The sequence below is a fragment of the Streptomyces gobiensis genome (assembly GCF_021216675.1).
GTDB lineage: Bacteria > Actinomycetota > Actinomycetes > Streptomycetales > Streptomycetaceae > Streptomyces > Streptomyces gobiensis.
Genome location: NZ_CP086120.1, coordinates 3,314,521 through 3,329,316 on the forward strand (window position 1 = coordinate 3,314,521; position 14,796 = coordinate 3,329,316).

The window sequence follows — 14,796 nt, forward strand, 5'->3', positions numbered from 1 at the left end:
ACCAGTGGAGTCATTGATCGGACTGCTCATCGCGGCACCGCTGCTCGGCGCGGCGCTACTGCTCTGCGGCGGGAGGTTTCTGGACCGTACGGGCCCCTGGCTCGCCTGTGTGCTGGCCGGCGTCTCCTTTGTCATCGGCGCGGTGCTGTTCTTCGACATGGTCGGCAAGAGCGGCGATGAACGCGCCCTGCACCAGCATCTGTTCAGCTGGGTGCCGGTCGCCGATTTCCAGGCGAACGCCGCCTTCCAGCTGGACCAGCTGTCGATGACCTTTGTGCTGCTGATCACCGGTGTGGGCACGCTGATCCATATCTACTCGATCGGCTATATGGAGCACGACGACCGGCGCCGCCGCTTCTTCGGCTATCTGAATCTCTTCCTCGCGGCGATGCTGCTGCTGGTCCTCGCGGACAACTATCTGCTGCTGTACGTCGGCTGGGAGGGCGTCGGTCTCGCCTCGTATCTGCTCATCGGCTTCTGGCAGTACAAGCCGAGCGCGGCGACCGCGGCGAAGAAGGCCTTTATCGTCAACCGGGTCGGTGACGCGGGGCTGGCCATCGCCATCTTCCTGATGTTCACAACCTTCGGCACCTTCACCTTCGGGCCGGTGCTGGACAACGCCACCGAGGCCGGCCAGGGCACGCTCACCGCCATCGGGCTGGTGCTGCTGCTCGCCGCCTGCGGCAAGTCCGCCCAGGTGCCGCTGCAGTCCTGGCTCGGTGACGCGATGGCGGGCCCGACCCCGGTCTCGGCCCTCATCCACGCCGCCACCATGGTGACCGCGGGCGTCTACCTCATCACCCGCTCCGGCGCGATCTTCAACGCGGCACCGGACGCCCAGACAGCGGTGGTCGCGGTCGGTGCGGTCACCCTGCTCTTCGGTGCGATCATCAGTTGCGCCAAGGACGACATCAAGAAGGCGCTCGCCGGTTCCACGATGTCGCAGATCGGCTATATGGTCCTGGCCGCCGGGCTCGGCCCGATCGGCTACGCCTTCGCCATCATGCACCTGATCACCCACGGCTTCTTCAAGGCCGGTCTCTTCCTCGGCGCCGGTTCGGTCATGCACGGCATGAACGATGAGATCGATATGCGCAAGTACGGTGGCCTGCGCCGCTATATGCCGGTCACCTTTGTCACCTTCGGCCTGGGCTATCTGGCCATCATCGGCTTCCCGGGTCTGTCCGGCTTCTTCTCCAAGGACGCGATCGTCGAGGCCGCCTTCGCCAAGGGCGGCACCCAGGGCTGGATCCTCGGCACGGTCACCCTGCTGGGTGTGGCGCTCACCGCGTACTACATGACGCGCATCATGGTCCTCACCTTCTTCGGGAAAGAACGCTGGCGCGCGCAGGCCGCCGACGCGGCCGGTGATCCCACCGGCGCAAGGCCCGCCGCAGCCGAGCCGCACCCGCATGAGTCGCCCAAGGTCATGACCATCCCCATGATCCTGCTGGCCTTCGGCTCGGTCTTCGCCGGTGGCCTGTTCGCGTGGAACGACTCCTTTGTGGGCTGGCTCCAGCCGGTCACCCAGTTTGAGCACGGCCATCCGCCGGTCAGCGCGGCGACCGTCACCACCGCCACCATCGTGGCGCTGACGATCGGCATCGCAGCCGCCTGGGCGCAGTACGGGCGGCGCCCCGTACCGGTCCTCGCCCCCCGGGCGGGTCTGCTCACCCGGGCGGTGCGGCGGGATCTGCTCCAGGACGACTTCAACCATGTGGTGCTGGTCCGGGGCGGGGAACACCTCACCCGCAGCCTGGTCTATGTGGATCACAAGCTGGTCGATGGTGTGGTCAATGGAACCGCCGCCACATTCGGCGGCCTCTCCGGCCGGATGCGGCGGCTCCAGAACGGTTTCGCCCGCTCGTACGCGGTCTCGATGTTCGGCGGTGCGGCGATCCTCATCGCCGCGACCCTGCTGGTGAGGGCGGTCTGAGTTATGTCATTTCCTCTCCTTACGGCGACGGCCGTGGTGCCCGCGCTCGGCGCGATCGCCACCGCGGCCGTGCCCGCCGCGAAGCGCACCGCCGCGAAGTGGCTGGCGCTGCTGGTCTCCCTGGCGACGGTGGTGCTCGCCGCCGTGGTGCTGATCCGGTTCGACCCGGGCGGCGCCCGCTATCAGCTCACCGAATCCCGGCCGTGGATCGCCGACTTCGGAGTCCGCTACGAGCTCGGGGTCGACGGCATCGGTGTCGCGCTGATCGCGCTGACCGCGCTGCTGATCCCCTTCATCATCGGCGCGTCCTGGCACGACGCCGACTCCCATGAGGGTCAGACCACCAACCGGCGCTGGCGGCCCACCCAGGGTTTCTTCGCGCTGATCCTGATGGTGGAGGCAATGGTGATCATCGCCTTCGCCGCGACCGATATCTTCCTCTTCTACATCTTCTTCGAAGCCATGCTCATCCCGATGTACTTCCTCATCGGCGGCTTCGGAGACCGCGCGCACGCGCATGGGGAGGCTGAAGGCGCCAAGCAGCGCAGCTACGCCGCGGTGAAGTTCCTGCTCTACAACCTCGCCGGCGGCCTCATCATGCTGGCCGCGGTGATCGGCCTCTACGCCGTCACCGCCAGCGAGATGGGCGCAGGCACCTTCTCCATGCAGCAGATCGCCGAGGCCCGGGCGGCCGGTGACTTCACGCTGGCCGCTAACACCGAACGGCTGCTCTTCCTCGGCTTCTTCTTCGCGTTCGCCATCAAGGCACCGCTGTGGCCGCTGCACACCTGGCTGCCCAACGCCATGGGCGAGTCGACCGCACCCGTCGCCGTGCTCATCACCGCGGTCGTCGACAAGGTCGGCACCTTCGCGATGCTCCGCTTCTGCCTCGGCCTCTTCCCGGAGGCCAGTGCCTGGGCGACACCGGTCGTCATCTCGCTGGCGCTGGTGAGCATCATCTACGGAGCGCTGCTGGCCGTCGGCCAACGCGACATCAAACGACTGATCGCGTACGCGTCCATCTCCCACTTCGGCTTTATCGTGCTCGGCATCTTCGCGATGACCAGCCAGGGCCAGGGCGGCGCGACGCTGTACATGGTCTTCCACGGGATTTCCACAGCCGCGCTGATGCTGGTCGCGGGCTTCCTGATCTCCCGCCGTGGCTCCCGGCTCATCGCGGACTACGGCGGTGTGCAGAAGGTCGCCCCGGTGCTCGCGGGCACCTTCCTGGTCGGCGGTCTGGCCACGCTCTCCCTGCCCGGCCTGGCCCCGTTCATCAGCGAATTCCTGGTCCTGGTCGGTACCTTCAGCCGTTACCCGGCCGCCGGGATCGTGGCCACCGCCGGAATAGTACTGGCGGCGCTGTACGTCCTGCTGCTCTACCAGCGGACCATGACCGGCCCCGTGGAGAAGCCCGAGATCCAGCGGATGCCGGATCTGCGGCTCCGGGAACTCGCCGTCATCACACCGCTGATCGCGCTGTTGATTTTCCTCGGAGTCTTCCCGAAGCCGCTGACCGAGATCGTCAACCCGGCGGTTGAGCACACGCTCTCGGATGTGCGGAAGACCGATCCCAAACCAGACGTGCCAGACGTGCCAGAGGTGTCAGAGGTGGAGGCGGCCAAGTGAGCGCGGATCTGTGGACCATGGGAGCTGCGCAATCCGCGGCTCCATCCATCGAGTACCTGCAACTGTCCCCGGCCCTGATCGTGTTCGGCGTCGCCGTCGTCGGTGTCCTCATCGAGGCGTTCGCGCCCCGTAAGTACCGATACGGCATTCAGGTGCCGCTTGCGGCCCTCGGTCTGGCGGGCGCGTTCGCCGCCGTGCTGGGGCTGGCGCTCGGCGGATACGGCACGACCAAGGCCTCGATCGCGGGCCTCGGCGCCATCGCCGTGGACGGCCCAGCGCTGTTCCTTCAGGGCGTGATCCTGCTGATCGCGATGGTCGGCCTCTTCACCTTCGCTGAGCGGCGGCTGGAGCCGGTGGCGCATGGCGCCAGGGTGGACTCCTTTACCGCCCACCCTGCCGCCGTAGCCGGCGGCGCAGGCGAGAAGGAAGCGGTCAAGGCGGGCTGGACCACCACGGAGATCTTCCCGCTGCTGCTCTTCGCGGTCGGCGGCATGATGCTCTTCCCCGCCGCCAACGACCTCCTCACCCTCTTTATCGCCCTCGAAGTCCTCTCCCTCCCGCTCTACCTCCTCTGTGCGCTGGCCCGCCGCCGACGGCTGCTCTCGCAGGAGGCCGCCGTCAAGTACTTCCTGCTCGGCGCCTTCGCCTCGGCCTTCCTGGTCTTCGGGATCGCCCTGCTCTACGGCTATGCGGGCACCGCCAACTACGCGGGCATCGCCCAGGTCGTGGACGGCACGGTGAGCAGCCCGGACCCCGCGCTCGCCAGCACGATGGGCAATGACGCGCTGCTGCTCATCGGCGGCGCCCTGGTGCTGATGGGCCTGCTCTTCAAGGTCGGCGCCGTCCCCTTCCACATGTGGACCCCGGACGTCTACCAGGGCGCCCCCACCCCGGTGACCGGCTTTATGGCAGCGGCCACCAAGGTCGCGGCCTTCGGAGCGCTGCTCCGGCTCCTCTATGTGGTCCTCCCCGGCCTGCGCTGGGACTGGCGGCCGGTGATGTGGGGTGTGGCGGTTGTCTCCATGCTGCTCGGCGCGATCGTCGCCATCACCCAGACCGATGTGAAGCGGCTGCTGGCCTACTCCTCCATCGCACACGCCGGGTTCATCCTGGCCGGTGTCATCGCGGCGACCCCGGCGGGTATCTCATCGGTGCTCTTCTATCTGCTGGCCTACTCGTTCATCACGCTCGGCGCGTTCTCGGTGGTCACGCTGGTACGCGACGCGGGTGGCGAGGCCACGCACCTTTCCAAATGGGCTGGCCTGGGGCGGCGTTCCCCTCTGGTGGCCGCGGTATTCGCCGTCTTCCTGCTCGCCTTCGCGGGCATCCCGCTGACCTCGGGGTTCGCGGGGAAGTTCGCGGTCTTCAAGGCCGCGGCGGAGGGCGGCGCGGTGTCGCTGGTCGTGGTCGGCGTGATCGCTTCCGCTATCGCGGCCTTCTTCTATGTCCGCGTCATCGTGCTGATGTTCTTCAGCGAGCCGAAGCCGGAGGGGCCGACGGTCGCCATCCCCAGCGCCTTCACCACGGCGGCGATCGGCATCGGCGTAGCGGTAACGCTGCTCCTGGGGGTGGCCCCCCAGTACTTCCTGAACCTGGCCTCCCAGGCAGGCGTCTTCGTCCGCTAGGGGGGGCCTCCCCCTAACCCACCCCTCCCCGAAACTGGGGGCTACCGCCCCCAGACCCCCGAGGGGTTGTGGGCACTCGGTCCGCCCGAGGGGCGATGGGGGTCCCCCCAGGCCCTTAAGGCTATGGGGGAGGGTGGGCACAACACGGGCCACCGTCCCGCACCGGACCACCCCCGGGGCCCCGGGGGTGGTCCGGTGCGGGAAGGGGCGGGAATTGGGGAACACCCACCCACAGCACCCCCGCAGCCGGGCGAAGCCCCGCCACGCGGCGAAGCCGCTATCGGCACAGCCGGGAGGGGCGGGATACGGGGACAACCCACCCACAGCACCCCGCAGCCGGGCGGAGCCCCGGCGCGCGGCGGAGCCGCTATCGGTGCGGCCGGGAAGGGGCGGGATACGGGGACAACCCACCCACGGCGCCCCCGGAGCCGGGCGGAGCCCCGGCGCGCGGCGGAGCCGCTATCGGTGCGGCCGGGAAGGGGCGGGATACGGGACAACCCACCCACGGCGCCCCCGGAGCCGGGCGGAGCCCCGGCGCGCGGCGGAGCCGCGTATCGGTGCAGCCGGGAGGGGGCGGGGATGGGGGAACCCCACCCACGGCACCCTGCGCCGGGGGCGGAGCCCTGCCCGCCCCGGGGCAGGGAGGGTGCGCCGTTCACACGGGGGGGGGGGGGGACCTCAGCCCTTCGGGATGAGGTCGCCCAGGTCGTCCAGGTCCGACGGGGCGACATTCGGCGCGTCGGACAGCTTGGTGTACGTATCGGTGTCACCCCCATTCCACGACACCTTCATCGTCTTGCCCTCAATGCTGTCCACCGTCCCGTTCGTGCGCTCCTCACCACCCCCATTGGGGCACTTGATGGTGAGCGAGGGCTTGCCCGTGTCGGTCACCCGGCCCGTGCAGGTCTGGCCGTCGTGCCGGATGAGGCTGGCCACATCCCCGGCGATGGACAGGACGTAGACCTTGCCGTCCACCTCGCTGTTCCAGATGCCCTGTACGGTGCCGGGCTTGGCGTCGGCTTCCGGACCGCCGTTCTCATCGGTACCGGCCGACTCCCCGGCTGAAGGCTTGTCAGCCTTGCCCTCGTCGCTGCCGCTGCCGCATCCGCTGACGAGCAGCACGGCCGCGATCACCGTAGCCGCCGCCCCCGTCCATCGCGCTGACGTGCGCACCAGTTCTCCTCCGTTGTCGTACAGATGGCCGTCAAGCTAGCAGGCGACGCGGCCCGTTACCTCGCCAAGGCCGATACGCGCCGCGTCGGGCCCCGGCGCCCAAGCCGAGATGGTGACCTCGTCACCGTCCTCCAGGAACGTCCGCTTGGCATCCGCAAGCTCGAGCGGTTCCCGTCCGCCCCAGGTCAGCTCCAGCAGGCAGCCGCGCTGGTGCGGCTCCGGCCCGCTGACCGTGCCGGAGGCGAAGAGGTCACCGGTGCGGAGCGAGGCACCGTTGACGGTCATATGGGCGAGCTGCTGCGCCGCCGTCCAGTACATCGCGGAGAACGGGGGCTCGGCGATGGTCTGGCCGTTGAGGGTGACGGTGATGCGCAGATCGATTCCGCCCGGCTCGCTGTCGGCGTCGTCGAGGTAGGGCAGCAGCTGGTGGGTGCGCTCCGGCGGTGCGACGCGGGCCGAGTCCAGGGCCTCAAGCGGGGTGATCCAGGGGGAGACGGAAGTCGCGAAGGACTTGCCGAGGAAGGGGCCGAGCGGGACGTACTCCCAGGCCTGGATGTCGCGGGCCGACCAGTCGTTGACCAGGCAGACCCCGAAGACATGTTCACGGAAGGCCGACTGCGGTACCGAGGAGCCGAGCGCGGTGGGCGCGCCGACCACAAAGCCGACCTCGGCCTCGATGTCCAGCCGCTGGGAGGGGCCGAAGGCGGGAACCGGGTCGGCGGGCGCCTTGCGCTGGCCATGCGGCCGGACGATCTCCGTGCCGGAGACCACGACGGTGCCGGAGCGGCCGTGGTAGCCGATGGGCAGACGCTTCCAGTTGGGGGTCAGCGGCTCACCGTCCGGGCGGAACATCTTTCCGACGTTGGTGGCGTGGTGCTCGCTGGCGTAGAAGTCGACATAGTCGGCGACCTCGAAGGGGAGGTGGAGGGTCACTTCGGTCAGTGGCGTCAGCAGCGGTGCGACCTGCTGGTGATGGGTCGGTGAGGTGAGCCACAGCCGCAGATCGGTCCGTACGGCCGTCCATACTGCCCGGCCGGCCGCCATCAGCGGATTCAGCGACCCCGCGCGGAGCAGCGCGATGTGCGGGGAGGCGAAGAGCTCGGCCGCCGCACCGAGATCGAGCACCCGATCGCCGTAACGCACGCCGATACGACGCCGGTCGGGCGTGTCGGCCGTGCTGTAAACGCCGTAGGGCAGGTTGTGCCGTCCGAAAAGGTGGTCTTCGGGGAGAATGAGCGGGTTCTCTGCTGACATGGGGTGGTGCCCTCGCCTTCGAGGTCGTCGCCGGTCAGGACTCTGAACTGGCTGAACAGGCTATCGAGGGACGCGGCTGACGTGATCCTTATGTGACCGGATACGCTGCCAGTGATGGTGGCAACGACGCAGTAACCAGCCGAGTGATCGTCCGCAGACAGGAGAACCCCTCGTGACCGTCGTCGGGCCCTTCGGGCTGAGCGTGCGGGACCAGGCTCTGGAAGCCGATGTCCAGGCAGGGTTGTCGGCTGTCGAGGAGGGGCTCTTCGAGGCCACCAAGAGCGACGTACCGTTCATCACGGAGGCCGCGCAGCATCTCGTACTGGCGGGCGGGAAACGTTTCCGGCCACTGCTGGTGATGCTGGCCGCGCAGTTCGGTGATCCGTACGCGCCCGGTGTCGTGCCATCGGCGGTGGTCGTTGAGCTGACGCATCTGGCGACGCTGTACCACGACGACGTCATGGACGAGGCCGATGTGCGGCGGGGCGTGCCCAGCGCCAATGCCAACTGGGACAACTCGGTGGCCGTCCTCACCGGCGACTTCCTCTTCGCCCGGGCCTCGCACATCCTGGCGGACCTCGGCCCCGAGGCGGTCCGCATCCAGGCGGAGGCCTTTGAACGGCTGGTGACCGGTCAGATCCTGGAGACGGCCGGGCCCCGCGAGGGTCAGGACCCGATTGACCACTATCTGGATGTGATCGCGGGCAAGACGGGCTCGCTGATCGCCGTATCGGGCCGCTTCGGCTCGATGATGGCGGGCGCGGAAGAACGGGTCGTCAGCATCCTCACCCAGTACGGGGAGCGTATCGGTACGGCCTTCCAGCTGGCGGACGATGTGCTGGACATCGCCAGCGACACCCAGGAGTCCGGCAAGACCCCGGGCACGGATCTGCGTGAGGGCATCCCCACGCTGCCCGTTCTCCGGCTTCGGGCTCATGCGGCGGCGAGCGGCTCGGCGGACGACCTCGCGCTGTGCCGGCTGCTGGACGGCGACCTCACGGACGATGTACGGCACGCCGAGGCGCTCGCCGGGCTGCGCGTCCACCCCGCCCTGGAGCAGGCCCGCCGCGACACGGTCCGCTACGCCGAGCAGGCCCGCGAGACGCTGGCGCCGCTGCCGGAGTGCGCGGCCAAGGCCGCTCTGTCGGAGCTCTGCGACGCGGTGGTTCACCGGGCGGGATGACTCCGGGGCCCTGGGTGTCATCCCCGGGGAGTACATGGAGTTGGCCCTGTCGGCTGACGCCCGACGGTCGGCGATTTGGTGGGATTGTCAGCACCACCCCGCACCTATACGGGTGACCAGGCGGCGAGGGGTGGCGGCGGCGCCGCCAATACGGAGGTATGCGCACTGATGGCACGTACGCGACTGAGTAAGAAGGCGGCGCGGTACGCCGTACCGGTGACCGTAGCGAGCGTGGCGGTGGCGAGCATCGGCCTGGTACCGGCGCTGGCTGACAACGGGGACCCCGATCTGCCGGAGATAACCGCCGAAGAGCTGATAGCGAAGATCGCGGACTCGGACACCCAGCAGCTTTCCGGCACGGTGCAGATCAAGACCGACCTGGGCCTGCCGGCCCTGCCGGGCGGCCTCCAGGGCGGCGGTGGTGATGGTGGCGATGGCGCCGACCCGCAGGCCAAGCTGATGGAGCTGGCCTCCGGCGAGCACACGCTCCGGGTGGCCGTGGACGGCCCGGAGAAGCAGCGGGTGTCGGTTGCAGAGGGCGCCGAGGAGTACAGCTACATCCACAACGGCGGCGAGGTCTGGGCACACGACAGCGCCAGCAAGTCCGCCTACCACGCCACGGCCCCGGAGGGCGAGAAGCGGGGGAAGGGCGCCGACGCCCACGAGGGGCTCGGCAAGGCCACCCCGCAGGAGGCGGCCAGGGAAGCCCTCGACGCGGTCGACGACACCACCTCGGTCACCGTCGACGGCACCACAAAGGTCGCCGGGCGGGACGCCTATCAGCTGGCGCTGAAGCCCAAGAAGGCCGCGAACTCCACCATCGAGGCCATCCGGATCGCGGTGGACGCCGACAACGGTGTGCCGCTGAAGCTCACCGTCGCCCCCAGGGGCGGTGGCAAGGCGGCGATCGAGGCCGGATACACCAAGGTCGACTTCACCAAGCCGACCGCGGGAACGTTTGACTTCAAGCCGCCGAAGGGCACGGAGATCACTGAGGCCGAGGAGCTGGGGAAGCCCGACCACGGCGGCGACCTCGGTGAGCTGGACGGTCTGAACATCATCGGCGAGGGCTGGAACTCCGTCGTCGAGCTCAAGGCGCCGGAAGGCGCCGACGCCGGGGAGCGGCCGGGCTCGGCCAAGGGCGACAAGCTCCTGGACGCCTTCTCCGAGAAGGCCGAGGGCGACTTTGGCACCGGCCGGATCTTCAGCACGCGGCTGGTCAATGCGCTGCTGACTGAGGACGGCACGGTTTACGCTGGCGCCGTCACCAAGGATGGCCTGATCGCAGCCGCCAACGCCAACTGACCCCACGGGACGGTTTCCCCTCTGCGGCTCCGCCGCGCGGCGGGCTTCGCCCGGCTCCGGGGGTTGCTGTGGGTGGGTGTCCCCGTATCCCTCCCCTTCCCGGCTGTGCCGATATGCGGCTCCGCCGCGCGGCGGGGCTCCGCCTGGCTGCGGGGCGCCGTAGGTGGATTCCCCGATACCCGCCCCTTCCCGGAAACCGGGGCTCGCGCCCCGGGCCCCGGGGTTGGTCCGGTGCGGGCCGGTGGGCGGTGTTGTGCCCACCCACAGCCCCTCGCGGGGCTGCGAGTGCCCACAACGGGGTGGGGGTCTGGGGCGTTAGCCCCCAGTTTTGGGAAGGGGTGGGTTAGGGGAGGACGCTGTCCCCGACGCGGGGTTCCGGGGCTGGCGCGCTGGACGCTGCGCGGGCCGCGCGCAGGGCCGCGCGGGAGCGGTTCGCGTTGCGCAGGGCGTCGACGGTCAGCACGGACAGCGCGAGCCAGACCAGCAGGAAGCCCGCCCAGCGCTCGGGCGGCATCTCCTCGTGGAAGACCAGCAGGCCCAGCAGGAACATCGTCGACGGGGCGATGTACTGCATCAGCCCGATCGTGGAGAGCGGTACCCGCACCGTCGCGGCGCCGAAGAAGATCAGCGGCAGTGCGGTGACCAGGCCCGTACCCATCAGCAGCAGGGCATGGGTAGGGCCCTCGGCCGTAAACGTGGAGTCGCCGCGTGCGGCGAGGAAGACGAGGAAGCCCAGCGCGGGCAGGAACTGCAGGGCGGAGTCGGCGCTGAAGCCCTCCAGGCCGTCCAGCCCGGTCTGCTTCTTGATCAGCCCATACGCGGCGAAGCTGATGCTCAGGCTGAGCGAGACCCAGGGCATCTGGCCATAGGCGACCGTCATGACGACCACGGCCAGGGCGCCGATGCCCACCGCCGCCCACTGCGCGCGGCGCAGCCGCTCCCGCAGCAGGACCACACCGGCGGCGATGGTGATCAGCGGGTTGATGAAGTAGCCGAGGGAGGCCTCAAGGACCCGGTCGGCGCTGACCGCCCAGATGAAGAGAAACCAGTTACCGGAGATCAGTACGGCGGAGAGGGCCACCAGGCCCAGCCGCTTGGGCTGCCGCAGCAGCGGGCGTATCCAGGACCAGCGGCGCATCAGGGCGAGGATGAGCACCGCCACGGGCAGTGACCACACCATGCGGTGGGACAGCACCTCGCTGGGGGCGGTGGACTGCAGCAGATGCCAGTACAGCGGGAGCAGCCCCCACATGCCGAAGGCGGCGAAGCCGAAAGTGAGTCCGGTGCGAGTCTCGCTCGTCGACGACACAGATCCTCCTCATGCGATGCGGCGGCAACCAGCCGAAGGTAGCGCCGAACACGCCCGCTTGTCATTTCCGTTTACGTATTACAGTCCTGACAGGCTCGACAGGTCCCGACCGGCGTGAGGAAGTGATCAGTGGCCGCGAACGCCGATGTCCCCGCACGCCGTCACACGTGCGGGGACATCGGGGGAAGGTGGGCTCAGCCTGCGACGGTCCAGGTGTCGTTGCCGTGGAGGAGCGAGGCGAGGTCGCCCTTGCCGTGTTCCTCTATGGCGTGCTCCAGCTGATCGGCCATCTGTCCTTCGTAGACCGGCCGCCGGACGCTGCGGAAGACCCCGATGGGGGTCTGGTGCAGGGTGTCCGGGTCCGCGAGCCGGGAGAGCGCGAAGGCGGCGGTGGGTGACGCGGAGTGGGCGTCGTGGATGAGGATGCCGTCGGTGCCGTGCTCGGTGATGTCGATGACCTTGAGGTCGCCGGTGGCCGGGTCGCGGATGACGCCCTTGGACCCGAGCCCGTCCTCGGCCGGGGTGCCGAAGCGGACCGGCTGGCCGTGCTCCAGACGGATCACGGCCTCCTGGGCCTGCTGCTTGTCCTTGAGGACCTCGAAGGCACCATCGTTGAAGATATTGCAGTTCTGGTAGATCTCCACCAGCGCGGTGCCGGGGTGATCGGCGGCCGCCCGCAGTACCTCGGTGAGGTGCTTACGGTCGGAGTCCACGGTCCGGGCCACAAAGCTGGCCTCGGCGCCGAGCGCCAGTGACACCGGGTTGAACGGCGCGTCCAGGGAGCCCATCGGGGTGGACTTGGTGATCTTCCCGGCCTCGGAGGTGGGGGAGTACTGGCCCTTGGTGAGGCCGTAGATCCGGTTGTTGAACAGCAGGATCTTGAGGTTCACATTGCGGCGCAGCGCGTGGATGAGGTGATTGCCGCCGATGGACAGCGCGTCACCGTCGCCGGTGACGACCCACACGGACAGATCGCGGCGGGCAGCGGAGAGGCCGGTGGCGATGGCTGGGGCGCGGCCGTGGATGGAGTGCATCCCGTAGGTGTTCATGTAGTACGGGAAGCGCGAGGAGCAGCCGATGCCGGAGACGAAGACGATGTTCTCCTTCGCCAGGCCGAGCTCGGGCATAAAGCCCTGCACGGCGGCGAGGACGGCGTAGTCACCGCAGCCGGGGCACCAGCGGACTTCCTGATCGGACTTGAAGTCCTTCATCGTCTGCTTGGCGTCGGCCTTGGGCACCAGGGAAAGCGCTTGGGACGCGTGCGCCTGGGGCCCCTCCATAAGCGTGTCAGCCATTGTCGATGGCCTCCTTGAGGGCGGTAGCGAGCTGCTCGGCTTTGAAGGGCAGACCGCGGACCTGTGTGTAGGACTCGGCGTCGACGAGGTACTTCGCGCGGAGCAGGGTGGCGAGCTGACCGAGGTTCATCTCGGGCACGACCACCTTGTCGTAGGACTTCAGCACCTTGCCGAGGTTCGCCGGGAAGGGATTGAGGTTGCGCAGATGGGCCTGGGCGATCGCGTCACCCGCGTTGCGGATGCGGCGCACCGCGGCCGTGATCGGTCCGTAGGTCGAGCCCCAGCCGAGCACCAGTACCGTGGCCTCGCCGCTGGGGTCGTCGACCTCGATGTCCGGGACCTCGACGCCGTCAATCTTGGCCTGCCGGGTGCGCACCATGAACTCATGGTTGGCCGGGTCGTAGGAGATATTGCCGGTGCCGTCCTGCTTCTCGATGCCACCGATCCGGTGCTCCAGACCCGGGGTGCCCGGGATCGCCCAGGGGCGGGCCAGGGTGTGCTCATCGCGCTTGTACGGCCAGAACACCTCGGTGCCGTCATCCAGTGTGTGGTTCGGCGAGGTGGTGAACTGCACACGCAGATCGGGCAGTTCATCGGTCTCCGGGATCCGCCAGGGCTCCGAGCCATTGGCGAGATAGCCATCCGAGAGCAGAAAGACCGGAGTGCGGTACCGCAGCGCGATCCGGGCGGCGTCCAGTGCGGCGGTGAAGCAGTCGGCCGGGGTGGACGGGGCGACGATCGGCACCGGGGCCTCGCCGTTGCGCCCGTACATCGCCTGCAGCAGGTCCGCCTGCTCCGTCTTGGTCGGCAGACCGGTCGAGGGCCCGCCGCGCTGGATGTCCACGACCAGCAGCGGCAGTTCGAGGGAGACGGCCAGACCGATGGTCTCCGACTTCAGTGCCACACCGGGGCCGGAGGTGGTGGTCACGGCCAGCGAGCCGCCGAAGGCCGCACCGAGCGCGGCGCCGATTCCGGCGATCTCATCCTCGGCCTGGAAGGTGCGCACACCGAAGTTCTTGTGCTTCGACAGCTCATGCAGCACATCGGAGGCCGGTGTGATCGGGTAGGAGCCCAGGAACAGCGGCAGGTCCGCTTGCTGAGACGCGGCGATCAGTCCGTAAGACAGTGCCAGGTTGCCGGAAATGTTCCGGTATGTACCTGGCGGGAACGCGCTGGACGCCGGGGCGACCTCATAGGAGACCGCGAAGTCCTCCGTGGTCTCGCCGAAGTTCCAGCCCGCCCGGAACGCCGTGACGTTCGCCTCGGCCAGCATGGGCTTCTTGGCGAACTTCGTCCGCAGGAACTGCTCGGTGCCCTCGGTCGGCCGGTGGTACATCCACGACAGCAGGCCCAGCGCGAACATGTTCTTTGACCGGCCCGCCTCCTTGCGGCCCAGGTCGTAGTCCTTCAGCGCCTCCACCGTGAGGGTGGTCAGCGGCACCTCGTGGATCGCGTACGCGTCCAGCGAGCCGTCCTCCAGTGGGTTTGTTTCATAGCCCACCTTGGCCATGGCACGCTTTGTGAACTCATCGGTGTTGACGATGATCTCCGCACCGCGCGGCAGATCACCGATATTCGCCTTCAGCGCCGCCGGGTTCATCGCCACCAGCACATTCGGCGCGTCACCGGGTGTGAGGATGTCGTGGTCCGCGAAATGCAACTGGAAAGAGGAGACACCGGGGAGGGTCCCGGCGGGTGCCCGGATCTCCGCGGGAAAGTTCGGCAGGGTCGACAGATCGTTCCCGAACGACGCGGTCTCCGAGGTGAACCGATCACCCGTGAGCTGCATACCGTCGCCCGAGTCCCCCGCGAACCGGATGATTACCCGGTCCAGGCGCCTGACTTCTTTGGCGCTGTCACTGCTGACCTGGCTGGTCACTTGTTAGGACCTCCCTCGAGGCGGCGGCTCACTATCCATCGTACGTGGGTAAGGGTTGCCTTCCTGAGGGTGATCATATAGTGGACATCGATCTGAGACGTCCTTTTGCCCCGATATAACAAGAAATTCCACTCCCCCGAAGTGCACCGTTCGTTTACCCCTTCCCGCCCGGTCGGGCCGCGATTGAGCGTCACTTGGTTGAACGGCT

General features: G+C 68.5%; 10 protein-coding genes. 5 read left to right on the forward strand and 5 right to left on the reverse strand.

What is annotated here, in order from left to right; translation table 11 throughout:
• Positions 1 to 4: 4 nt before the first annotated feature.
• Genes nuoL through nuoN form a run of 3 tightly spaced genes read left to right on the forward strand, consistent with a single transcriptional unit; the run spans position 5 to position 5,190 of the window.
• Entirely contained in the window at positions 5 to 1,936 is a 1,932-nt protein-coding gene (gene nuoL / locus test1122_RS15500) for an NADH-quinone oxidoreductase subunit L (protein WP_232269759.1), read from the forward strand.
• Between the two features lie 3 nt (positions 1,937 to 1,939).
• Positions 1,940 to 3,565, forward strand: a complete 1,626-nt coding sequence (locus test1122_RS15505; protein ID WP_232269760.1) for an NADH-quinone oxidoreductase subunit M — start codon at positions 1,940 to 1,942, stop codon at positions 3,563 to 3,565.
• A 17-nt stretch (positions 3,566 to 3,582) separates the two neighbouring features.
• Positions 3,583 to 5,190: an NADH-quinone oxidoreductase subunit NuoN gene (nuoN, locus tag test1122_RS15510; protein ID WP_232271922.1), complete on the forward strand. Its 1,608-nt coding sequence runs from the start codon at positions 3,583 to 3,585 to the stop codon at positions 5,188 to 5,190.
• Positions 5,191 to 5,868: 678 nt separating this feature from the next.
• Here nuoN and test1122_RS15515 read toward each other — a convergent pair.
• The gene (locus test1122_RS15515; protein WP_232269761.1) at positions 5,869 to 6,363 is read right to left on the reverse strand and encodes a hypothetical protein; all 495 of its coding nucleotides are present in this window, start codon (positions 6,361 to 6,363) and stop codon (positions 5,869 to 5,871) included.
• 36 nt (positions 6,364 to 6,399) lie between these two features.
• Positions 6,400 to 7,617, reverse strand: coding sequence for a fumarylacetoacetase (gene fahA / locus test1122_RS15520; RefSeq protein WP_232269762.1), 1,218 nt, complete (start codon positions 7,615 to 7,617; stop codon positions 6,400 to 6,402).
• 172 nt (positions 7,618 to 7,789) lie between these two features.
• On the opposite strand from fahA, the gene test1122_RS15525 reads away from it, so the two are divergent.
• Together test1122_RS15525 and test1122_RS15530 are read left to right on the forward strand one after the other, a co-directional pair.
• Positions 7,790 to 8,800: a polyprenyl synthetase family protein gene (locus test1122_RS15525; protein ID WP_232269763.1), complete on the forward strand. Its 1,011-nt coding sequence runs from the start codon at positions 7,790 to 7,792 to the stop codon at positions 8,798 to 8,800.
• 168 nt (positions 8,801 to 8,968) lie between these two features.
• Positions 8,969 to 10,105: a LolA family protein gene (locus tag test1122_RS15530; RefSeq protein WP_232269764.1), complete on the forward strand. Its 1,137-nt coding sequence runs from the start codon at positions 8,969 to 8,971 to the stop codon at positions 10,103 to 10,105.
• 343 nt (positions 10,106 to 10,448) lie between these two features.
• Here test1122_RS15530 and rarD read toward each other — a convergent pair whose 3' ends face one another.
• The 3 genes from rarD to test1122_RS15545 all read right to left on the reverse strand — a co-directional run bounded on the left by rarD (position 10,449) and on the right by test1122_RS15545 (position 14,588).
• The gene (gene rarD / locus test1122_RS15535; RefSeq protein WP_232269765.1) at positions 10,449 to 11,414 is read right to left on the reverse strand and encodes an EamA family transporter RarD; all 966 of its coding nucleotides are present in this window, start codon (positions 11,412 to 11,414) and stop codon (positions 10,449 to 10,451) included.
• Positions 11,415 to 11,608: 194 nt separating this feature from the next.
• Positions 11,609 to 12,709 (reverse strand): 2-oxoacid:ferredoxin oxidoreductase subunit beta, encoded by a 1,101-nt coding sequence (locus tag test1122_RS15540; RefSeq protein WP_232269766.1) that lies wholly within the window; start codon positions 12,707 to 12,709, stop codon positions 11,609 to 11,611.
• Positions 12,702 to 14,588, reverse strand: a complete 1,887-nt coding sequence (locus test1122_RS15545; protein WP_232269767.1) for a 2-oxoacid:acceptor oxidoreductase subunit alpha — start codon at positions 14,586 to 14,588, stop codon at positions 12,702 to 12,704. The genes test1122_RS15540 and test1122_RS15545 overlap by 8 nt, the downstream gene beginning before the upstream one ends.
• Positions 14,589 to 14,796: the final 208 nt, after the last annotated feature.

Coding starts and splice junctions, on each gene's coding strand:
- test1122_RS15505 (WP_232269760.1), top strand. CDS start 1,940: ATGTCATTTCCTCTCCTTACGGCGACGGCCGTGGTGCCCGCGCTCGGC.
- nuoN (WP_232271922.1), top strand. CDS start 3,583: ATGGGAGCTGCGCAATCCGCGGCTCCATCCATCGAGTACCTGCAACTG.
- fahA (WP_232269762.1), bottom strand. CDS start 7,617: ATGTCAGCAGAGAACCCGCTCATTCTCCCCGAAGACCACCTTTTCGGA.
- test1122_RS15530 (WP_232269764.1), top strand. CDS start 8,969: ATGGCACGTACGCGACTGAGTAAGAAGGCGGCGCGGTACGCCGTACCG.
- test1122_RS15540 (WP_232269766.1), bottom strand. CDS start 12,709: ATGGCTGACACGCTTATGGAGGGGCCCCAGGCGCACGCGTCCCAAGCG.